This window comes from Rhodoblastus sp. 17X3 (assembly GCF_030056575.1).
Lineage (GTDB): Bacteria > Pseudomonadota > Alphaproteobacteria > Rhizobiales > Beijerinckiaceae > Rhodoblastus.
The window spans coordinates 1-21015 of the sequence record NZ_JASHHX010000012.1 but is presented as its reverse complement, the minus strand read 5'-3'; the positions used below and the strand labels follow the sequence as shown (position 1 = coordinate 21015).

Sequence of the window (21015 nt, the reverse complement as noted above, 5' to 3'; positions counted from 1 at the left end):
AAGAGCTTCTGCTTCTCGCCATCACGATTTTACGGTTGGCGGCCCTCGGCAAAGCCGAGCTGGTTTGCGCGCCGGCCACCCCCGGCGATTCACACAAAAAGTCTCGATCCCCCGCCTCTGACGGGCGCAGGATCAATTCGTCGTTCTCACGACGCCAATTGGCCTTGCCGTGGGTAAGGGCGGTCGGTATCAATCACTTGTTCAGCATGACGCTATCGAATCGTCGCCCTGGAAACTGGCGCCTCTCAGAACGGCGAAGAGCGCGCCAACGGCTATGTGCGGCCCTCCAGGCGCAACTGCGTTCGAAATTTTGGGAACGTCGGCAGTGAAGCAGCTCGAGTCCAGTATTTTTCTCGACTTGGACTTCTACAAGGTCGAATCGGGGAAATCATTCAAGACACGAGAAGACGCGCGCGACCATTTCATCAAGACCGGACAAACGCTGGGCCTTAACCCTTCGCCCTACTTCATGTGGAGCTGGGTGCGCGAGCAGTTCGAAAACGCGACTGTCGAACAATATTTCTCCAGGAAGCTGACCGTTCCGCCACATCCTTTGCTGAAGCTCCGACGGGTAAAGGCGTTCGTCCGGCGCCGGAACTGGCCCGTCGCGCTGAGCGACTGGATCGCTGCGTCCGAATTGAGCGAATTGGTGCCGGGCGCCTTCCTGCAGGAAGAACATCGGTCCATGAGCCCGCATCGTTTTTTCAGCGCGGTCACGAGTTCAAAAAACCAGAACCCTCTTGAATCGGACTTCTTCTCCTCCCGATGGTATAACATCGCCTATAAGGATGTATCTTCGGACAAGAAAAACCCGCTGATCCATTACCTGGTGTCAGGCTGGAAAGAAGCGCGCGACCCATCGCCGCAATTCTGCACCAGAACCTATCTCGAACATTTCGACGATGTGAGCGAGAGCGGGTCTAACCCATTGTTGCACTATGCTAATTTCGGGCATGAAGAAGGCCGTTACGTCGCTCTCACAAAAAACTACGAATTGGCTGTGCGCTATCAGTCGCTCAGCGATACCGGCCCCAAGGCCTATGTCGGCTTCGACGGCCCCGCCGATTTTCCGCTCGACCATTTGTCCTTCGGCGAAAAGAAAAACCTGGTCATCGTCATACCCTTTTACAAGCGCGAAGACCTCGTCGAGACGGTCCTGAGCTCTCTCATCGCCTGCACAGGCGAGTTGAGAAAAATTGGCGCCGTCGTCGTGCTCATCAATGATTCTCCCGACTATGCGATGCTCGACAAGGCGATATGCTCCTGGTTTTCCAAGCTGGACGCCCAGAGCATTGACACGCTCTATCTTTGCAATTCCAGGAACCGCGGCTTCGTCTATTCAAGCAATTGCGGAATTTGGGTGGCGGAAAAGCTTGGCGCCCATTGTCTCCTGCTGAATTCTGACACCGTCGTCTATCCCGGGGCCATCGCTGAATTGCTTTCGGTGCTGGAATCCGACGAAAAATTCGGCTTCGTCAATCCACGGACAAATAACGCGACCATCGCCACCTATGGCGCCAAGCCCGCGACGCCGGTCGATGGCTATTCCTCCTTCAGCCGGACGCATCAGCTGCTGCCGCGATACCAGGTCGTTCCCGTTGTCGTGGGGTTCTGCCTGCTGATCCGGGCGGAGATCGTCCGCTATTTCGGTTATCTCGATTCCATTTATGGCATGGGCTACAACGAAGAGAATGATTACATAATGCGCGCCAATCGGCGCGGCTATTCTTCCGTGCTCGCCAACCATGCTTATGTCGCCCATCTGGGCAAGGCGTCTTTCTCCATTCTCAGCGACTATGCCGACGACGAGCATCTGAAAAACGAAGCCGTCCTGCTGACGCGCTACCCGGAATTCAAGCCGGCCATCATTCGTCATTTCTCATCGCCAAAATATCACGCCCATCGCCTGATCGAGCGCGGCAATGATGTCGATGTGCTGTTCGACATCAGGACGGCGTCAAAGACCAGGAATGGCACCAATAAGCTGATCTGCGCCCTTCTTCCTTTTCTCCTGCGGGAATTGAGCGACGTCAGGCTGGCGATCGTCGCTGACGACGACGTGCTGGACTTTTTTGGCGTTCACCTTCCGTCGGGCGTCCGCCTCATCACCGATGAAGAAGAGGCGGCGAACGTCAAGGCCGGGGTCGGTTTCCTTTTTTCTCAGCCCTTCGCAGACATCGTGTTCGATCGGCTCGCCTGCGTGTGCGAGAAAATCGGCGTCTTCCTGCTCGACACGATCGCGGTGGATTGCCTTTACATCCAGAGCGACGGCCTGGTGCGCCTGTGGGAGCGCGTCTGCCGCAGCGGCGACCTGTTCGTGTTCAATAGCGAATATACGATGGACCGCTTCACGAAACGGTTCTCCTTCGCGCCGGACGCGGCGCTGCTGCCCTCGCTTCATTCGATGAACCCGATGGAATATGCGCAGGACAAACGGGAAAGCCCGCGACGGCGCAAGGCGGCCTCGGCGCGCGCCTCGGTGCTGATTTTCGGAAACCATTACGAGCATAAGGGACTTGTTCCGGCGCTCAGCACGCTCGCCGCGACCGATCTGGACATTACCGTGTTCGGCGTCGATCTCGGACGGAACGACGTCAAATCGATTTCCGGAGGGCAAGTTTCGGACGAGACGCTGGCCCGGATGCTGGCGTCTTGCGACGTTTTTGTCTTTCCGTCGTTCTACGAAGGCTTCGGCTTCCCGATCCTGGAGGCCGTCGTCAAGCAGAAGCCGATCGTATTGCTCGATTCGGAGCTCAACAGGACGCTCCATCGACGTCTTGGGCGGCCGCAGTCCTTTTTCTTCTTCGATGACTTTCGTAACATTGCCGAAGCCATTCGCGCAGCCGCGGCTTTTGACGGCCCCTGGCCGGATATCGAGTCGATGGTCAACGACGGCTGGGGACGTTCGGCGGCGGAAATCGCCAACGCGCTCCGGAAGGAGCTTTCGAGCCCGACAAACTTTGAAAAGCTGGAGCAAAGGCTCGCGACTTTCCTGTAAACACGTTTTCACGCGCGGGGGCGCCCGACGCTGACAGGCGAGCGGCTGCGCTCGGCTCGAGCGCGAGAAAGCCGAGAGAACGACACGGGAATTCAAGGTCGATCGCGATTCCGCAATTGAAGAATGCGCGGCTAGATCCGGCGATCGCCCTGGAATGCGGAGTGGTGCGCTCTGCCCAGGTCTACAATCGTGCAGGCCAGCGCCTCGATGGGAGCGCTGGGCCGACGCACGGCTGGAACGACGACGAATTCTGTCGCGCCAAGGGCGGGAAGGCCGGCCTCCGGCCCCAACGCAACGACGCCATCGGCCTTCAGGCAAGCCGATTGCGCGCCAACGCCGAGGCCGCCGGCGACGGCGCCCACCAGACCGGAGAGCGAACCGCAAGTGCAGGCGATGCGCCAGGGAATGCCGGCGCCTTCGAGGGCGATCAGAACAGCTTCGCGGGTGATGCTGCGCGGCGGATAGACGACGATCGGCAAAGGCCGATCCGGATCGCGACGCCAGTTCTTCGCAGCCACCCAGATCATGTCTTCCCGCCACACGCTGCGCCCGCGTTCGTCGCCAGCCCGGCGCTTGGCGAAAATGAGGTCGAGCGATCCCTGATCCATCCGCTCGTAAAGATCGGCCGCCAGTCCGACGGTCATTTCCAGATCGACCGCGGGATGTCTTGACGCAAAAGCCCGAAGGACCTGCGGCAGAAGAGGGGAAAGCGCGAAATCCTCCGACGCGCCGAAGCGCACGCGGCCGCGCAGTTCGGCATGGGAGAAATAACGTTCGGCGCGCGAATGGGCGGCGAGAATATCTGACGCGAGCAGGGTCAGCGCCTGTCCGTCGACGGTCAGTGCGACGCTATGCGTGTCGCGGTCGAACAGACGCCGTCGCGTCGCCTGTTCGAGCCGCCGCACATGCTGGCTCACGGTCGATTGCCGCAAGCCCCGGCGGCGAGCCGCCTCCGAAAAGGAGCCGGCTTCCGAAACGGCGAGGAAGGAGACGAGCAGGTCCGGGTCATAAGCCATGGTCATCATGATACATGATAACTGATACCTTCCATAGAGCCGTTCAGAATGAGCGAAAACTGCGGCATTGTCGGGCCCTCCCGTCACAGGCTCCGTCAGACCCATGCACCAGTTCCTGCTTCGCATATCGCCAGATCGTTTCACACTTCTCCTCATCGGCGCTGTCGCGCTGGCGAGCGTGGCGCCGCCCTCGGAGGCTTTCGAGACGCCGGTGAAGATTGCGACGGACGTCGCGATCGCCTTGATGTTTTTCCTTTACGGCGCCCGCCTCGCCACGGCGAATGTCGTCGCCGGGATCGGGCATTGGCGGCTGCATTTGGTGGTGCTTGCCTCGACTTTCGTGATGTTCCCCTTGGCCGGAATTGTCCTGGGGCGCCTACCGCAGCAGGTCATGCCGGCGCCGCTGGCGTTGGGAATGCTCTACCTGTGCCTGTTGCCCTCGACCATTCAGTCGTCGCTCGCCTTCACCTCGATCGCGGGCGGGAATGTCCCCGCCGCCATGTGTTCCGCGACATTGTCGAGCCTTGCCGGCACGGTGCTGACGCCGATCCTTGTCGCGCTCCTCGCTTCGGCTCATGGCGCAGCGCCGGCGGGAGCCGCCATACGGGAGATTGTCGTTCTCCTGGTCGTCCCCCTCCTTGCCGGGCAATTGCTGCGGCCCTGGATCGGCGGCTTCGTGGCGCGGCGCAGGGCCCTGCTTGGCGCGACCGATCGTGGGTCGATCCTTCTGGTGGTCTATTCCGCTTTCGGCCATGCGGTTCGGGCCGGCCTTTGGCGCGCACTGCCGCCGGGCGCTCTGGTCGCCATGCTTGCGCTTGAGGCGCTTGTTCTGGCCGCTGCGCTCCTGGGCACGCATTTCGCCGCCGGCCGGCTCGGTTTCAATCGCGCCGACAAGATCGCCATCGTGTTCTGCGGATCGAAGAAAAGCCTCGCGGCGGGCGTGCCGATGGCCGGCGTGCTTTTCCCCGGTCCGGACCTCGGCATGATCATCCTTCCGACCATGCTCTTTCATCAGATGCAGCTGATGGTTTGCGCAGTTCTGGCCAAAAGATGGTCTCACGAAACATTGGCGGACGCGCGGGAACTTGACGAGCGCACCGCAGGCGCCGTCGCTATAGCGGCCCCGCCTTCGCTTAAGTAGCCGAGTTCGGAACATCCGCCGCGCAGGCAAACTCTGCAATTTGTGAAATATGCTCTAGCCGCTGCGCCCGATCGCGTGGGCGATGCCGGCATATTGGCAGGCGGCGGCGATGGCGACGAAGAAATGCCAGATGGCGTTCTGATATTTCAGACTGTTCCATTTATAGAACAGCACGCCGATCGAATAGAACAAGCCGCCGACGACGAGCAGGATCATCGTCGGCGCGGGCAGGATGGCTGCCAATTGTTTTCCAGCGAAAACAGCCACCCAGCCGAGCGCCAGATAGACGACGATCGCGGCGCGGTCGAACCGTCCCGGCAGCAAGATTTTCACCGCCGCGCCGCCGAGCGAAACGATCCAGACGATCGCCGCCAGCGTCCAGGCCAGGGCGCCGTTCGGCAACTGCGACAGCAGCGCCGTATAGGTGCCGGCAATCATCAAATAGATCGAGGCGTGGTCGAACCGCCGAAGCAGCCATTTCAGATGCGATGGCGGAGTCATGTTGTAGGCAAGGGAAAAACCGAACAGCAGGAAAAAGCCCGCCGCATAGACGCCCATGGCGAGGGCGTCGGAAAGGCCGCCCTGCCGGACGACGCTCCCGATCAGCACGGCGAAGGCGATCAACCCCGCGACGATGGCGACGGCATGGACAAAGCCGTCGGCGATCAGCTCGGCATGACTATAGGCGCGTTTGAACAGGCGAGGATGGTTTTCGGGTAGCGTCATTGAGGCCCCCAACGCCTAAAGATTGTCGCAAATTTCCCACAGCTAAGCAAAGGCTTGTGGCGACGGCATGGCGACTAAAATCCTTCGCCGGATTATTCGCAAAATCGAAACAGCCGTCTAACAAAATCTGGCGCCTGCCGACCTGCGACCGAAGTTGCGTCACGCGGCGATTTGCGCCTCGGCGGCGACGGACGAGGCGAAGCATAAGCGCGATTTCCGCACACACAGGAGGCAATTTCCGTCGTATCCGACGGTCACGCGGAGCGGGGCCGAAGCGGCCGGGGGCGAGTCGATCGCTCGCATGGCGCTCACTCGCCGCGAGGCGTGATCGCAGCCGTGGCGACGAGTTCAGCCAGCAGCGACAAGGTCGCCTGACCGGAGCAGTCGAAGGGATCGAACTCGGCCCTGCGGAAATATTTCAGGAGCAGAGTGGGATTAAGGCGGTCAATATTGATCTGGCCCATGGTCCAGTTCCCGAACCGCCTCTCGCTTATTTCTTCGTAAATCAGCAGCCGCACCTGTTGGTGGCGGCCATCCTGAACGATGGCGTTGTAAATCTCGCAAACCTCGTCGCGCCCGCCTTCCAGAACCTGCACGAAGAGATTGTTCGAAACGCAGAGCAGACCCGTCAAGCCGAGCGCGGGATTGTTTTTTCGCGCCTGTTCGAGGATGCGGTCCAGGGCGCGGCCGTCGCAAGAAGCGGAAGGGCGGCTGGCGTAGAGACAACGAACGAGCATCTGGCCCTCACGGCTTCAGGTTCAACAATGAAAGAAATTCAGCGCGCAAATTATGGTCCTTCAGGAACGAGCCGCGCATGACGCTGTTGAGCATCTTGGTCTGATCGTCCTTCACGCCCCGCCAGTGCATGCAGAAATGGTCGGCCTCCATGACGACCGCCAAACCGTCGGGCCGCACTCTGTCCATCAGCAGATTGGCCAACTGGGTTATGGCTTCTTCCTGGATCTGCGGGCGGGACATGACCCATTCCGCCAGACGCGAATATTTCGACAGGCCAATGAGGTTGGAGTGCTCGTTCGGCATCAGCCCAATCCACAGCCGCCCGATGATTGGGCAAAAATGATGGCTGCAGGCGCTACGCACCGTGATCGGCCCCACGATCATCAGCTCATTGAGCAATTCGGCGTTGGGGAATTCGGTGACCTGCGGAATCGTCATGTAACGGCCGCGAAAAACCTCGGTCAAATACATTTTCGCCACCCGGCGCGCCGTCTCCTGGGTGTTGTGATCGCTTTCGGTATCGATCACCAGGCTTTCCAGCACCCCCTTGAATTTGCTTTCCACCTCTTCGAGCAGCGCCTCGAGTTCGCCCGGCTCCAGAAAAGCGGAAATATTGTCGTTGGCGTTGAACCGCTTGTTCGCCTGCACGAGCCGCCGCCGCACGCGCATGGAGACGGGTTCGGTGGAAGGCGGGGGATCCGGACGTGTCACGGGCTCTCTCGTTCGTTCGGCCCAGCATCGGGGCGACGCCTATGTTCTAACATCATTCGCGGATGACGGGCGCCTCCGCAGTTCATATTCATTCAATCACGTTCCATGGCCAATCGCGTTCCATGGCCGTGTTGGTTTTGTCTAAACCGAGCGGAGCGCGCGACGATCATCGCCGCGACCACGAGAGCCACGACAATCCGGCTTCCGCCAGCATCGATGCCGAACGCGGAGAAATATCCTGCTCGAACGGGGTGCGAACAAACGCCAGCCCCTCCAAAGCCTCGTCTTCAGTATCGCGGTCAGGCCGCGCGACATCCAAGCCGGATAGGCGCGAGCCTCCATCAATCCACCGCGAAACGCCTTGCTTCAATGAACGCGGCGATCCGAGAGACGGAAGGCGATCAGCCCGGATATGGGTATAGCGAGGACAAAGCCCGCGAGCGCAGCCCACGGAATCAACTGCATCGCCTGATTGGCGAGAGCAGGCGTTGCGAGAACGACTGTGAGCGCGGAACCCGCCAGCGTCGCTCCAAGAATGATCCAGATAAGGATAGCAATTTTCAACATGACGGCCCTCCTGCCTTAATGACCAACTGAACGGCCTTACGCGTCGGGCGAATAAAACATATATCTGAAATATAACAATTGATTCGGATCAAAAAGCCCGAGAGTCTCGGCCGCCGTCCGGCTTGGCGCGCCTCGAAACGGCGATCGGACGCCTCGCGAACATCCTGGCGCTCGACGAGCCGACGGAAGGCGTCGATGCGGAAACAGCCCGGCCGGTTCTGGACGGACTGCGGCGAACGGCGGGAAGGACCATGATCCTGTTGACCCGCCGCCCGGATGGACTGGCGTTCATGGATGAAGGGGTCACGCTTGACGGCGGCAAAATCGTCCAACGCGACAAGGGGCGTCAGTCGGCATGACGGCGCGCGACGATGATCGCTTCCTGGCCTTCGGCAAAGCGAAACACTTCCGGCGTCATGCCTTCCGCCGCGAAGGCCGCGGCGATCTCGTCGGCGCCCAACAGGTGATTGCCCTGGACATGTTCGGAAAAGTTCTGAAACGCGAGACCGCGCCGCGCAGGCGCGCGCAGGGCGTTGCGGTCGGCGGGCCAGTCCGGCTCCCAGATCACCGCTGCGCCACCCGGACGCAGATTGTCGCGCAGGCGGCGAATGAAGGCTCCGCCGCCGGCCTCCCAGACATGATGCAAAGCGCGGTTCATGGCGATGATGTCAGCTGGCTCGTTCAGCGAGAAATCGTGAGCGTCACCGCTGATAAAGCTCAGCCGCTCGCCTAATCCTTCAGCTTCGGCGAGCCGGGTCGCCTGGGCGATGTTCTCGTCGAAGCCGTCGACGCCGAGGCCGCGCGTCGATGTGAAGCGCCGGGCGAGCGCGCGCAGGTACCAGCCATTGCCGCAGCCGAGATCGACGACCAGACCGTCGCGCGCATTCACTTCCGCGAAAACCGGAACGCCCGGGCAGATCGTCTGTTCAAAGAAGCTGGCGAAACTGCTCTCCAGCATCGGGCCGAACCAGGGCAACAGGGTTTCGCGCTCCGCCATGACCTTTTCGCCCGGGCGCTCGCCGGTCCGCATCAAGGCTGTCGCACGCTCCGCCATATGCATGTTCAGCGCCGCCTGAACCGCCAAGGGCATCAAACTCTCCGGCGCGTCCGGCAGCATCGCCGCGCCGGACCTGGAAAGACGGAAGGTTTCGCCGTCGGCTTCCAAAAAGTCGAAGGCGAAGGCTGCGTCGCACCAGCGCCGCACATAGCCGGCATCCATCCCGGCGGCAGCCGCCAGACCGTCCGAATCCGCCGACCCGAGACGGCGCAGCGTCGGGAAAAGCGCATTGACCACCCCGACATAGGCGATTGCGAGGCTCTGGGCGCCTTGCGCCATCGCACGAAATTGCTGCTTCAAGTCTGGTTGTCTGATTTCCGCCGACATTGCGCTCATCCCTCGGTTGTTGCGTGGCAGATTGCGAAGTCCTCGCTCGCAGGACAAGCCCGTGCGCCCTTGCAAATCGTCAAAACAGCGCGGCCTGAGGCGCAATCGCCCCCGCCGCGCATTGCGATGTCGGCGGCGGGACCACAGCCGGCCGCCCGCTCCGTCAAACGGCCGGCTTCGGCCCAACGACATCGTCGTCGACGACGGACGTCGGACGGTCGCGCGTCACTCCGCGGCTGGCGCCCTGTAATCCTTCGCTTCGACCTTGTATTCCACGGATATGACGCCTGACCTCGCAAAGGTCAGCGCGCCCCTGAAAGTTTCGCCGGTCGTCAGCGGCTTTTTCAAATTCCGCAGCAGGACATGATATGAACCTGGCTGGAGTTCGATGCTGCCGCCAGCGGGGACGTCCAGATTCAATAATTGCTCCATATGAGGCGAACTGTCGGCCCTCCTGAGTCTATCGATCTCGGCCGTATGGGAAATTTCCGCCGTCGCGGCGATCAGGTGATCGGGTTCCGCCGATGAATTGACGATTGTCATATAGCCGTTGCCGATCGTGGCTTTCGGCGGCGTCGCCGGCGCCCAGGCATGTTGAACGGAAATGTCTGCTGACCACGCCCGGTGACATTCCGCGACAGGGCCGAAAAACGTGACCGCGAGAACCGCAAAGCCCGAGAGGCGAGACGCCGCACGAAGAACGGATCTCATGGGACAATTCCTCAACGTCCAAAATGGACGCGATTCAGATTGCGCCAAAGCGCGCGAGAATTCCATTTTGCAATTCGCCGCAGGGGGGTAGAATTGACATGGTCGGGCTTGGAAATAAGCCTTTCCCGCGCCGGAGTCCGCAGCGGGCTCAAAGTAATATCCTCCTGCATGGTTCAAACTCGCCTTCGGCATGAGGGGAACCAGCGCGCCGCCTGCTTCGCTACGCGGCTTGGGGCCGAACCATGAAATTCGATATCGCCGTCAGACCCAACATCCTGCCCTGGCCGCCGATTATATACGTGGCCGCGGCTCTGGCGGCCTATGGACTCGGGCGGCTTGTCCCGCTCGCCTTCGTGCGAGATCGCGCCGTCGGCATGGCCGGGGCGGCCGTCCTGCTTGCCGGCGTCGCGCTGGACCTCTGGGCGATGGCCACGATGTGGCGGGCGAAAACCAACATTCTTCCGCATAGGGGAGCTGACGCGCTGATAACCTCGGGACCATTTCGTTTCACGCGCAATCCGATCTATCTTGGCAACACGATCGCGATGCTGGGCTTGTCGGCGACTTTCGACAATGGCTGGTTCTCGGTGCTCGGACTCGGCGCTGCGATCACCGTCGATCATCTGGCGATTCGTCGCGAGGAAGCTCATCTTGCCGCTCGTTTTGGAGAAGCATGGATCGCCTATTCGGCGCGCACGCCGCGTTGGCTTTATTAGGCGCCCATCGGGATGCTCTGGCGGCGTCCGTTTCCTGAATGGCGATGCCGACGAAATGGCTTCGCGCGCGGCAATTTGATCGGAACGCCATACGGCGGTCATAGAGGGGTGGATGAAAGATGACCAATACGATCCGGCAGAGTCACTGGGAAAATGTATACGCCACCAAGGGCGAAGCCGATGTGAGCTGGTTTCAGGAAACGCCGGCGCTTTCGGTGGAATTGATGGAGCTTGTCGGGGCGACGCCCGATTCCGCGATCATCGATATCGGCGGCGGCGCCTCCCGTCTTGTGGACGCCCTCCTCGCCCGCGGTTTCAAGGATTTGACGGTGCTCGACTTGTCGCCGGCGGCGCTCGCGGCGTCCAGAAAGCGCCTCGGCTCCCAATCCGATCAGGTCGCCTGGATCGCCGCCGACATCACCGAATGGGAGCCGTCGCGCACCTACGACGTTTGGCACGACCGCGCCGCGTTCCACTTTCTTACCGACAGGGCGGACCAAGCGGCCTATGTCGCGCGCCTTGGAAGCGCCCTCCGCCAAGACGGCCATGCCATTATCGGGACGTTTGCGCCGGATGGGCCTGAGAAATGCAGCGGCCTGCCCGTCATGCGGTACGACGCCGCAAGCCTGCAGAAGGTCCTCGGGCCGGGCTTCGCGCTGGTCGACAGCCGCCGCTACAACCATACGACGCCGACGGGAGCGACCCAAATATTCCATTTCAGCACATTCCGGCGCGTCGAATGAATCGAGCTTTCCGGACTGCGGCTTTCGAGACTGCAATTTCACTAAAGCCCCCCGGCCGACGACGGGAATGATCGCGGTTCCGGCCCTTGCTTTCTCGCGTCAGCGGCGCGAACATCGCGCTGAGCGGTGTCCGGATGCTCGGCGCGGCTCGGGGGACCGCCCCACCCGCAAGGACCAAAACCATGTGCCTCGGCGTCCCAATGCGCATTATCGAAGGCGACGAGATGTCGGCTTTGTGCGTGCGCGGTGACGTGCAGCGTCGGGTTTCGCTGCTGCTCATCGGCCCGCAGCCTGTCGGGACGCAGGTTCTCGTTCATATCGACACGGCGGTCCGCTTGCTCGAGCCTGACGAGGCTGCGCTGATCGACCGCGCGCTGGACGGCCTCGCCGCCGCGATGCGCGGCGAGGATTTCGAATCCGCCTTCGCGGATCTCTTGAATCGCGAGCCGCAATTGCCGGAACATTTGCGGCAACGCTGACAAGCGGCTGATTAGTGCTGCGAACATCCTTTTCGCAGGATCGCGGCCTACGCAAGGGCGATGACTATTGATGCGTGGACGGAGCCCACGAGCCAGATTTCGTCGACAGGCCTATGAGCCTCGTGGCCCGACAACGGCAATATTTGCTCAAGCGCAACTTAAAATCCGAATTTTGGTCATTTCCGACGCCGTGACGACTTAACAAATTCATATTTTATCATATGATACCCGCCATCGGAGGAGATCATGCGCGCGCCAGAAACGGACGTCGAAGGCTACCTGACCGATCCCGCGGACTGGAGCGAGGATTGGGCGGCCGAACAGGCCCGCAAACTCGGCATTGAATTGAACGACGATCATTGGGCGGCGCTGCGCTACATGCGCGCCTTTCTCGATGAGCATCAGGTTGCGCCGGACGCGCGTTTCGTCATGCGCCACCTGACCGACACGCGCGGCGCCGGTCGCAATCGCCTTTTCGAGCTTTTTCCTTATGGCTATGCCGGCCAGGCCTGCAAACTGGCAGGCATGCGGCGTCCGCGCACATGGAGCACGGGCTGAGGAGCACGGGCTGAGTTCGCCTGGTCCGTTTCGATCCGACGACGAAATGCACTGTTCGGCGCACGCCCGCCACGCTTCCGCATCCGGGCGACAGCGTCAATTCCTCAGCAATTCGCTCATACAACTTCGATCGAGGACATCTCTCTTCCCTCGGGATCGACCACATGCACGGCGCATGCGATGCAGGGATCGAAGGAATGGATGGTGCGCTGGATTTCCAGCGGCTGTTTCACGTCATAGAGCGAGTGGCGGTCCTGCAGAGCCGCCTCATAGGCACCGCTCTGGCCCGTCGCGTCGCGCGGGCCAGCGTTCCAGGTGCTCGGCACCACCGCCTGATAATTGTCGATCTTGCCATTCTTGATCACAACCCAATGCGCCAACCCGCCGCGGGGCGCCTCCATCGCGCCGACGCCACGCGCTTCGCGCGGCCAGGTCGAGGGATCCCAGAGGCGATCGTTATGGACCTTGAGGTCGCCGTTCCTGATATTGGCCACCAGCGCGTCGAGCCAGCCCTCCATCTGGTCGGCGATGATCTTCGTTTCCAGCGTGCGCGCCGCCGTGCGGCCGAGCGTCGAAAACATGGCGGGCAGCGGCAGATCGAGCTTCTTCAGCGCCATGTTCGCGAGGTCCCGCGTCTGTTCATGGCCTTTGGCATAGAGCATCAGCACGCGCGCCAAGGGGCCGACCTCGACCGCCTTGCCGCGCCAACGCGGCGACTTTATCCAGGAATAGGATTGCTCCACATCGAGCTGGTCGAATGGAGGGTTCGGACCGCTATAGGCGAGCGTGGTTTCTCCGGCATAGGGATGCAAACCGGCTGTCTTCCCCGCGCTGTAATCATACCAGCTATGGGCGGCGAATTCCTGAATCTGCGCCGGATCGTTGAGGTCGACCGGCTCGATGCGGCTCAGGTCCCGACCAAGTATCACGCCCGATGGAATGAGCAGCGAGCCCGTGTTGGCGCGGCCGTCGGCGGGAAAATCGCCATAGGTCATGAAATTGCCGAGGCCTTCGCCGCGCGCGAACCAGTCCTTGTAGAAGCCTGCGATGGCGAGCGTGTCGGGAACATAGACCTGGTCCACGAAGTCGCGCATCGTCTTGATGATGCTGCGAATCTGGTTCAGCGTGACGATATTCACGGCGGTCGAGGCGCTGCCGTCGCCCGGACCGGCGCTAATGGGGGCTGGAACGCCGCCGACCAGAAAATTGGGATGCGGGTTCTTTCCGCCGAAAATCGTATGGATCTGAACCACGTCGCGCTGCCAGGCGAGCGCATCGAGATAATGCGCCACGGCCATGAGATTGGCCTCCGGCGGCAATTTATAGCCCGGATGTCCCCAAAAACCGTTCGCGAATATGCCAAGCTGGCCGCCGTCGACAAAGGTCCGGAGGCGCTTCTGCACCTCGGCGAAATAGCCGGGACTCGACTTGGGATAGGATGAAATGCTCTGCGCCAGTTCCGAGGTCGCCTTCGGATCCGCCTTCAGCGCCGAAACGACATCGACCCAATCCAGCGCGTGGAGGTGATAGAAATGCATGACGTGGTCATGCACATATTGCGCGCCGATCATCAGGTTGCGGATGAGCTGGGCATTGGCGGGAATATCGTATCCCAGCGCGTTTTCCACCGCCCGCACCGACGCAATGCCGTGAACCAGCGTGCATACGCCGCAGATGCGCTGCGCAAAGGCCCAGGCTTCACGCGGGTCCCTGCCCTTCAGGATCAGTTCGATGCCGCGCACCATGGTGCCCGAGGAATAGGCGTTGCGGATCGACTGGTCCTCGCCCAGTTCGGCTTCGATTCGCAGATGGCCCTCAATCCTGGTGATTGGGTCCACGACGACGCGCTTGCTCATGGCGTTTTCCTCGATCGGAATGTTCGGTCAAAATCGGTCAGCGGGCAACAATCAGTCCTGGAGATTGTCCGCCACCAGTTCGAGAAGGCTCTCGACCTTCTGGTCCCATTTGAAGTGCTTCGCGCCGAGCGTCAGGGTGATGCGGCACTGTCCGCAAGCCGTGACGAAATGCTGCGCATTGGCGTCTTCGACCTGTTTGCGCTTGAGCTCGAAGGCCTTGAAGCGCAGCGGATCGGCGCGCGTATTCGACACCACGCCGCCGCCGCCGCCGCAGCACCAGCCAAGCGCGCCATGATCTTCGAGCTCCTTGAGCTCCAGACCGAGCGCTTTCAGCACGGCGCGCGGAGCGTCGTTGACGCCGCCGCGGCGAACGAGCTGGCAGGGATCGTGGAAGGAGGTCGACTCGCCGATTTTCTTCAGCTTGATCTTGCCGCTTTGGACGACCTCGCCCAGAAATTCCGTCATGTGAATGATGCGCAGCGGAATTTCCCGACCATACCAGCGTGACGCCTCCCAGCGCGCGGCGCCATAGGCGTGGCCGCATTCGGGCAGGATGAGCGTATGCGCGCCGACGGCGATCGCATTGTCGATCATCTTGCGCGTCATCTTTTCCTGAAGCTCGACATCGCCATTGATGTAGCCGATGTTGGACGCCTCGAAGCCGGCGCTGCTATAGGTCCAGCTCGCGCCGATCTTGTTGAGGATTTTCGCGACGTCTGTCAGCGCCTTGGTATGTTCCGTGAGCTCCGCCGGAGCCGTGGTGACGACGTAATCGGCCTTGGGCAGGTCGACGTTCACTGGCACGCCGTTCTCCTCGCCAGCCTCGCGAATGATGTCCGAGAAATCATCGGCGGGCGTCGCCGGGCTCCCCCAGGCTTTCGTCGTGCGGTCCATCAGTTCGAGGCGGTCGGGAACCAGCCCGGCCTTGTACATGCCGTGCCGCGCCTCCTTGATCAATTCGGAGATGTCGATCCCCATCGGGCAGGCGAGCGTGCACCGCCCGCAGAGACTGCACGCGTCGTAGAGCAGCGCCTCCCATTCCTGGAGCATATCGATCGACACGTTGGATTTGATTCCGAGCAACCGATAGAGCGGCGCGAAGGGGCCGACATGCCGGTGATAGGCCTGCTCGAAAGGTCGCAGCTTGTTGATCGGCGTATATTTCGGATCGCCGGTCGTCACGTAATATTGGCACGCCGTCGCACACATTCCGCAGCGCACGCAGGATTCCATATGGATCGCGGCAGTGCGCGCGAAGTCGCGCACGAAGCCCTGCATGGCTGCGTCGCGCCGATCCGTATCGTTGCGGTCGCCCTGCGCGTCAAAGGCGACGCCCGAAACTGTCGTCTTGGCGGTCATAACTGCGCTCCTCTGTGCCGGAACCGGGCTCCCGTCGCGCCGCGTGAAAAGACGAACAGAAAGGCGTGCATCAGCTTCCCGAATGGGAACCAGATCAGGAAGGCGCAGATGCTCAGGACATGCAGCGCCAGCAGCATCTCGTAGCGAGCGCCGATATGGCTCGCTGCGGCAAGGCCAGTGACGACGGGCAGGAAGGTCAGGAGCCAGCTGACGTAGTCATCGGCCCGCGAGATCAGCTTCAACACGGGGCTGGTCAGCCGATAGGCCAAAGCCGCCACGAGCGAGGCCGCCGTCAGGGCGCCGACTCCGAAAATGAAGCCGTTCGGAAGGCCGGGCCAACTGAAGCCGAACAGGCTCTTCAGAAAGAGAATATGCGGTGCGAAGGCAAAGACGCAGAGCGCCAGACCGATATGAAAGACATAGCCGTTGACCGTCGTGAACATTCCCGCCTTCAGGAAGGTCTTGTGCGGAATCATCTTGCGGAAAACAGTCTCGATCGCGCCGAGCCAGTTCGGCGGAGCTCCCTCCCGCGCCGGCGACAGGTCGCGCCATGGCGGCAGCGCCAGCACGCCGACCAGGCGCCACAAGGTTCCGGCGACGAAAATCGCCGTCGCAAAAGTCAGCGCCGGGCCGCGCGCGAATGCGAGAAGATCCATGGCTCAATCCTTCTCTTTTTCGCTCGCCGCGAGATAGGTCTTCTGATGGCTGCGCGCAGCGAGCGCCGCGCCGACGCCCAGCGCCGCCCCGGCGACGGCGGCGCCGGCGAGCGCCGGCCCCATCGCGCCGAGCGGCGTCGGCAGCGGCCGGTAGAAGCCGCCCTGGTCCCAGAAATCAGGCTCCGAGCAGCCCAGGCACCCATGGCCGGACTGGATCGGAAAAGAGACGCCGCCATTCCACTTTAGCGTCGCGCAGGCGTTATAGGTGACCGGCCCCTTGCAACCGAGCTTGTACAGGCAATAGCCCTGCCGGGCGCCATGGTCGTCGAATCCGTCAGCGAACAGGCCGCGTTCATAGTACGGGCGCCGGTAGCAGCGGTCGTGAATGGTCTCGCCGAAGAAAGCCTTCGGACGCCCCAGATGGTCCAACTCCGGCAATTTGCCGAAAGAGAGCACATAGGACAGCACGCCGGTCATCGCCTCGGGAATTGGCGGACAGCCGGAAATATTGATCAGCGGCTTGCCGCCGGCCAGTTCCGAAATCGCGACGGCGCCGGTCGGATTGGGCTTCGCCGCGGGAATGCCTCCGAAACAGGCGCAGGAGCCGACCGCAACCACCGCGAAAGCATCGCGCAGCGTCTCCTCCAGCATCTTCAGGTTGCTGATTCCGGCGATGGTCGAATAGACGCCGCCGTCCTTGGTCGGCACCGAACCGTCGACGACAACGATATATTTCCCCTTATTGGCCGCCATCGCCTCCAGGCGGGCCTGTTCCGCCGCCTGGCCCGACACCGCCATCAAGGTGTGATGGTAGTCGAGCGAGATGAAATCGAACATCAGGTTTTCCAGCGTCGGCGAATGCGATCGCGTGATGGACTCCGTGCAACCCGTGCATTCCTGGAAGGAAAGCCAGATGACGGATTGCCGCCGCGCCGCCGCCAGCCCCTCCGCCAGAGCCTCGGCCGCCGAGGGCGGCAGCGCCATGAGCGACGCGACATAGGACGCGTATTTCAGAAACGCGCGCCGTGAAACGCCGCGTCGCTGCATTTCGGCGGCAAGGGTCTCGTCATGCCTCATGCGAGTGTCTCCGCGTTCCCGAGTTTCGCTTCAAGCGCTTCCGCCAGGCGCCGCGCCGCATTGTCCGCGTCGCGCCGGTCGGCGGCTAATATCGAAGGGCAGGACGTGATTTCGATCAGGTCCGCCGCGATCGTCCCGTCTCCGAAATGGCGTACGCGCCATACGCTGGAAAATCCCGTTTCCCAGACCTCGGAGCGGCCAGCGACCTCGACTGCCGCGCTCACCTCGCCGCGCCCCAAAATGGAATCCAGCGCCTCGCGGTCGCGTCCTGACATCGGCAGTCCGCCCAGATCGATGGATGCGATCTCCCCGGTCTCCGCGAAATGCGCGAGCCGGGCGTGCGTCTCCCACAACAGGGCGTCGACGAAGGCGCCGTCGTCTTCCAGCATTTGTTTCGCTTCGCATGCCAAGCTCACGACGCCCACCTCTCGATCAGTTCGCGCGCTGCGCGCCGCATATGCGGGATCGCCGTCGCCACCGCGGGCGTTGGCTTCAGTCCCCAGTCAACGCATTCGGGCTGAACGCCAATCAGCGCCCGCAGCGCCGGCTTGCTCCCGAGCAGTTCCGCCGTCGCCAGAAGATCGAACAGCGCAACCTCGTGCACGGTGTTCTTTTTGCCGGAAAGCTGCGCGTCCATTTCCGCGCCTGCGAATGTTCTGACGGAGCCCGGCTCAGCTCCGAACATCGCCGCGTCGAAGACGATCAAGGCCCGGCAGGATTCCACGTCCGGCAACAATGACAGCCCCAGCGTGCCGCCGTCGAGCACGCGCACCGAATCATCTTCGGACGCGAACTCTTGCGCCGCGTGAACGCCGGCGCCGTCGTCCTGCATCAGGACGTTGCCGATTCCGAGGACGAGAACGGGATGCGCCATGGACATGCATATCCCTTAAAATCAGGATTTAATAATATGTTATCTCGTTTCGCTCCCGCCGCCTTGACCTGGATTAAATTGCACGGGAGCGATCACGTCTTGCTCGTCGCCCTCCCGGGCGGCCAGGGCGAAAGCGAGGCCGGCGTCAGCCGGCCTCGAAGGCGCCCAGGCGTCGGGAGAGGATCAATATTTCGCCACCACCACCGGCGGCACGTCGAAGCGATAGGTATATCCGAGCGTAATCGCGAGCTCCTCAAGGTAAATCTTGATGTTGGAAGCTGGATTATACCCCATTCCCGGGAGGTATTCAGGACCGGAGACACTCGTGCGCGGCGAATAAAGGAGGGAGAAGTCGATCGCCGAATTTTGGTTGTAAGCGTAGCTGAAGCCCGTGCCGATGTGATTGGTGACGACGCCGGGGGCCAGGACGTTCAGCATCACATTGGCGGCCGTAACGGGCTGCGTATTATAGCTATAGCCTGCCCGCAGCGTCAGCCTGTCCGAATAACGCCACTCAAACCCGACAGCGATGATGTCGACGTCGCGCCAGCCGAAACCGGGCCCCCTCGCAGTTCCCATCGAACCGGGCAGGATCGGGGCCATCGAATCGCCGATCGACGGCACGAGGGAATAGAAGATATGCTTGTAATCGACCATCATGGCGAGGGTCGGCAAAAGCTTGTAGGAAATGGCGCCCCCGATCGTGGCGGGGATGTCGAAGCTGCCGCTTCCAGCGAAGAGGCCGCTATAGTCCGAGAATTTGGTGCTCCAGATCGGCGTCGAACCCGATACGCCAAACGTGAAATCCGGCGTGACATGATAGAGCGCGCCGACGCGCAATCCGCCACCGACCGAATAGTTTGGGGAGTGATCGCTCACGGCCGAAGGATTGGACGACAGCCCAAACGCGCTGAACGTGTTCAGGCCATAGGCCGAAAAAATCTGAACGCCCAGGACCGGCGCAATACCAAGCGAGAAATTCCCGAAGCGTTGGGCGTAGCCGGCATAGATCAGCGCCTGGTTGAGATCGACGCCCGTCCGGCCGCCACAGAACACGCCCTGTTTGGGAAGTCCGTAAACGGCGCACATCGGATTGGCGACGCCGCCGGCATAGGTGGTGTTCATGCCGCCGTTGGCGACCATCGCCACGCCGAATGCCGATTCGGCGTTCAGCGGCTGCGAATAGCCGATGGCCGGGATCGGGAAGGCTTCGCGGTAGCTATCCACCTTTCCGGGCGCGGTCAGGAAAGTTCCCGTGGCTTCATAGCCGCGCCAGGGCATGAACAGCGTAATGTCGCCGTTGAACTGGCGCCCCACGTCGACGAGGCCGGCGGGATTGCTGCCGACCGTCAGGGCGTCGGCGGGATTGGCCGAACCCGCGCCAGCCAGCGATTGCTCGCGCGCGCTGCTGCCCTCGACAAAATATCCCTCTGTCGCACGCGCGCCAGGCGCCGCCGCGCAATAGGCCAACGCACATAAACTCACGCCGAAAAGGTGCCGCAGTTTTTGCATTATGTTCCCCCCGCTTCGCTCGTCGACGTGGCGCTTCGATGTCGCCAGCCCAAGCATTCTCATTTTGTGATATGATAGCATTGGAATTGGTAAGGCGATGCAGCGTTTTTGCAACACCTACAGCTATTCGCGCGAAAATCGCGAACCCGCTTGACCCGCCTTCACGAATTTCAGCCAGCCGCATCGCTCCCCGATTTCGAAAGTGCGATTGCCGACTTGACCGCATCGGCGATCTCTCAATATATTCGTTTTTATAAATATATAGAAAAACGGCTCCGGGGAGCGGAACGCTTGCTAATTTCGTACAGCGACGGCGCCGCCCTGCTTTCGGGCGTACTGGTTGGGTTCGTCCTCGGCCTGATTGGCGGCGGCGGCTCCGTTTTCGCGACGCCGCTTCTTGTCTATTTCGTCGGCGTCCGCGATCCGCATGTCGCGATCGGCACGGGCGCCACGGCGGTGGCGGTCAACGCCCTCTTCAATCTCTTCGGCCATGCGCGATCTGGACATGTCAAATGGCCTTGCGCCGTTGTTTTCGCGGCTTCGGGGGTGCTGGGTGCGGTCATCGGCTCCTCCCTTGGCAAAGTTTTCGACGGCCAGAAACTGCTGCTCCTGTTTGGGGCACTGATGCTCGTGGTCGCCATCCAGATGGCGTTCAAGCGGCCGGCGCAAACGAACATGGACGTAGACATGACCTCCGTCAACGCTCGCGCCATGGTCCCAAGCCTTCTCTTTTTCGGCGTATCCGTCGGAGTTCTGGCCGGGTTTTTCGGGATTGGCGGCGGCTTCCTCGTCGTCCCGGGCATTCTCGCCGCGACCGGAATGCCGATGATATCGGCCATCGGTTCGTCGCTGGTTTCAGTGACCGCCTTCGGCGCCGCCACAGCCGCAAATTATGCGGTTTCCGGTCTTGTGGACTGGCGCGTCGCGGCGCTGCTGCTCACAGGCGGCGTGGTTGGCGGCACATTCGGCGGAATGCTGGCTCAGCGGATCGCCGTTCGCAAACAAACTCTCACCCGCATCTTCGCCGCCCTGGTCGCCGGCGTAGGCGCTTATGTCATCTATCGAGGCGCGCTCGTTCTCATCAGGCCGTAACGCTCCGCCTGCGACCAGGAAAATATCGAGCCTTAGCAAAACAAGAAATTCCGGGATTAAACGCCATGCCTCACACGCCGCATCCCTTCGCCCGTTTCATC

22 protein-coding genes are annotated in these 21015 nt (G+C 61.6%); 8 read left to right on the top strand and 14 right to left on the bottom strand.

The window, feature by feature from the left end:
• Nucleotides 1-325: 325 nt before the first annotated feature.
• Complete coding sequence (locus tag QM467_RS12210) at nt 326-2998, top strand: glycosyltransferase (protein WP_283366608.1); 2673 nt, start codon at nt 326-328, stop codon at nt 2996-2998.
• A 131-nt stretch (nt 2999-3129) separates the two neighbouring features.
• Here QM467_RS12210 and QM467_RS12205 read toward each other — a convergent pair whose 3' ends face one another.
• On the bottom strand, nt 3130-4014 hold the full coding sequence (locus QM467_RS12205) for a LysR family transcriptional regulator (RefSeq protein WP_283366607.1): 885 nt from the start codon (nt 4012-4014) through the stop codon (nt 3130-3132).
• Nucleotides 4015-4129: 115 nt separating this feature from the next.
• On the opposite strand from QM467_RS12205, the gene QM467_RS12200 reads away from it, so the two are divergent.
• Entirely contained in the window at nt 4130-5155 is a 1026-nt protein-coding gene (locus QM467_RS12200) for a bile acid:sodium symporter family protein (RefSeq protein ID WP_283366705.1), read from the top strand.
• 54 nt (nt 5156-5209) lie between these two features.
• On the opposite strand, the gene trhA is transcribed toward QM467_RS12200, so the two are convergent.
• The 4 genes from trhA to QM467_RS12180 form a co-directional block, all read right to left on the bottom strand.
• On the bottom strand, nt 5210-5881 hold the full coding sequence (trhA, locus tag QM467_RS12195) for a PAQR family membrane homeostasis protein TrhA (protein WP_283366606.1): 672 nt from the start codon (nt 5879-5881) through the stop codon (nt 5210-5212).
• Between the two features lie 308 nt (nt 5882-6189).
• Entirely contained in the window at nt 6190-6618 is a 429-nt protein-coding gene (locus QM467_RS12190; RefSeq protein WP_283366605.1) for a BLUF domain-containing protein, read from the bottom strand.
• Between the two features lie 7 nt (nt 6619-6625).
• Nucleotides 6626-7330 (bottom strand): GTP cyclohydrolase I, encoded by a 705-nt coding sequence (folE, locus tag QM467_RS12185; protein WP_283366604.1) that lies wholly within the window; start codon nt 7328-7330, stop codon nt 6626-6628.
• A 366-nt stretch (nt 7331-7696) separates the two neighbouring features.
• The gene (locus QM467_RS12180; RefSeq protein WP_283366603.1) at nt 7697-7897 is read right to left on the bottom strand and encodes a hypothetical protein; all 201 of its coding nucleotides are present in this window, start codon (nt 7895-7897) and stop codon (nt 7697-7699) included.
• 122 nt (nt 7898-8019) lie between these two features.
• Here QM467_RS12180 and QM467_RS12175 point away from each other — a divergent pair, with 122 nt between their 5' ends.
• Complete coding sequence (locus QM467_RS12175) at nt 8020-8256, top strand: hypothetical protein (RefSeq protein ID WP_283366602.1); 237 nt, start codon at nt 8020-8022, stop codon at nt 8254-8256.
• On the opposite strand, the gene QM467_RS12170 is transcribed toward QM467_RS12175, so the two are convergent.
• Both QM467_RS12170 and QM467_RS12165 read right to left on the bottom strand, forming a co-directional pair.
• Nucleotides 8244-9281: a class I SAM-dependent methyltransferase gene (locus tag QM467_RS12170; RefSeq protein WP_283366601.1), complete on the bottom strand. Its 1038-nt coding sequence runs from the start codon at nt 9279-9281 to the stop codon at nt 8244-8246. The genes QM467_RS12175 and QM467_RS12170 overlap by 13 nt on opposite strands.
• Nucleotides 9282-9506: 225 nt before the next feature.
• Nucleotides 9507-9992 (bottom strand): copper chaperone PCu(A)C, encoded by a 486-nt coding sequence (locus QM467_RS12165; protein ID WP_283366600.1) that lies wholly within the window; start codon nt 9990-9992, stop codon nt 9507-9509.
• Between the two features lie 242 nt (nt 9993-10234).
• Between QM467_RS12165 and QM467_RS12160 the strand changes: the two genes are divergently transcribed.
• The 4 genes from QM467_RS12160 (at nt 10235) to QM467_RS12145 (ending at nt 12488) form a co-directional block, all read left to right on the top strand.
• On the top strand, nt 10235-10708 hold the full coding sequence (locus tag QM467_RS12160) for a methyltransferase family protein (protein WP_283366599.1): 474 nt from the start codon (nt 10235-10237) through the stop codon (nt 10706-10708).
• A 119-nt stretch (nt 10709-10827) separates the two neighbouring features.
• Nucleotides 10828-11451 carry a class I SAM-dependent methyltransferase gene (locus tag QM467_RS12155; protein ID WP_283366598.1) on the top strand — a complete coding sequence of 208 codons (624 nt, stop codon included), beginning with the start codon at nt 10828-10830 and terminating at the stop codon, nt 11449-11451.
• 182 nt (nt 11452-11633) lie between these two features.
• Complete coding sequence (locus QM467_RS12150) at nt 11634-11930, top strand: HypC/HybG/HupF family hydrogenase formation chaperone (RefSeq protein ID WP_283366597.1); 297 nt, start codon at nt 11634-11636, stop codon at nt 11928-11930.
• Between the two features lie 246 nt (nt 11931-12176).
• Nucleotides 12177-12488 (top strand): TusE/DsrC/DsvC family sulfur relay protein, encoded by a 312-nt coding sequence (locus QM467_RS12145; RefSeq protein WP_283366596.1) that lies wholly within the window; start codon nt 12177-12179, stop codon nt 12486-12488.
• A 116-nt stretch (nt 12489-12604) separates the two neighbouring features.
• On the opposite strand, the gene QM467_RS12140 is transcribed toward QM467_RS12145, so the two are convergent.
• The 7 genes from QM467_RS12140 to QM467_RS12110 form a co-directional block, all read right to left on the bottom strand.
• The gene (locus QM467_RS12140; protein WP_283366595.1) at nt 12605-14344 is read right to left on the bottom strand and encodes a nickel-dependent hydrogenase large subunit; all 1740 of its coding nucleotides are present in this window, start codon (nt 14342-14344) and stop codon (nt 12605-12607) included.
• 51 nt (nt 14345-14395) lie between these two features.
• Complete coding sequence (locus tag QM467_RS12135) at nt 14396-15703, bottom strand: (Fe-S)-binding protein (RefSeq protein ID WP_283366594.1); 1308 nt, start codon at nt 15701-15703, stop codon at nt 14396-14398.
• Entirely contained in the window at nt 15700-16359 is a 660-nt protein-coding gene (locus QM467_RS12130; protein ID WP_283366593.1) for a hypothetical protein, read from the bottom strand. Before QM467_RS12130 ends, QM467_RS12135 begins: the two co-directional genes overlap by 4 nt.
• Nucleotides 16360-16362: 3 nt before the next feature.
• On the bottom strand, nt 16363-17436 hold the full coding sequence (locus QM467_RS12125; protein WP_283366592.1) for a hydrogenase small subunit: 1074 nt from the start codon (nt 17434-17436) through the stop codon (nt 16363-16365).
• Nucleotides 17433-17825, bottom strand: a complete 393-nt coding sequence (locus QM467_RS12120) for a hydrogenase expression/formation C-terminal domain-containing protein (RefSeq protein WP_283366591.1) — start codon at nt 17823-17825, stop codon at nt 17433-17435. The genes QM467_RS12125 and QM467_RS12120 overlap by 4 nt, the downstream gene beginning before the upstream one ends.
• Nucleotides 17826-17848: 23 nt before the next feature.
• Nucleotides 17849-18310, bottom strand: a complete 462-nt coding sequence (locus QM467_RS12115; protein ID WP_283366590.1) for a HyaD/HybD family hydrogenase maturation endopeptidase — start codon at nt 18308-18310, stop codon at nt 17849-17851.
• A 183-nt stretch (nt 18311-18493) separates the two neighbouring features.
• A complete protein-coding gene (locus QM467_RS12110) occupies nt 18494-19822 on the bottom strand; it encodes an OmpP1/FadL family transporter (protein ID WP_283366589.1) in 1329 nt (442 codons plus the stop codon).
• A gap of 291 nt (nt 19823-20113) precedes the next feature.
• On the opposite strand from QM467_RS12110, the gene QM467_RS12105 reads away from it, so the two are divergent.
• Entirely contained in the window at nt 20114-20914 is an 801-nt protein-coding gene (locus QM467_RS12105; RefSeq protein WP_283366588.1) for a sulfite exporter TauE/SafE family protein, read from the top strand.
• Nucleotides 20915-21015 lie beyond the last annotated feature (101 nt).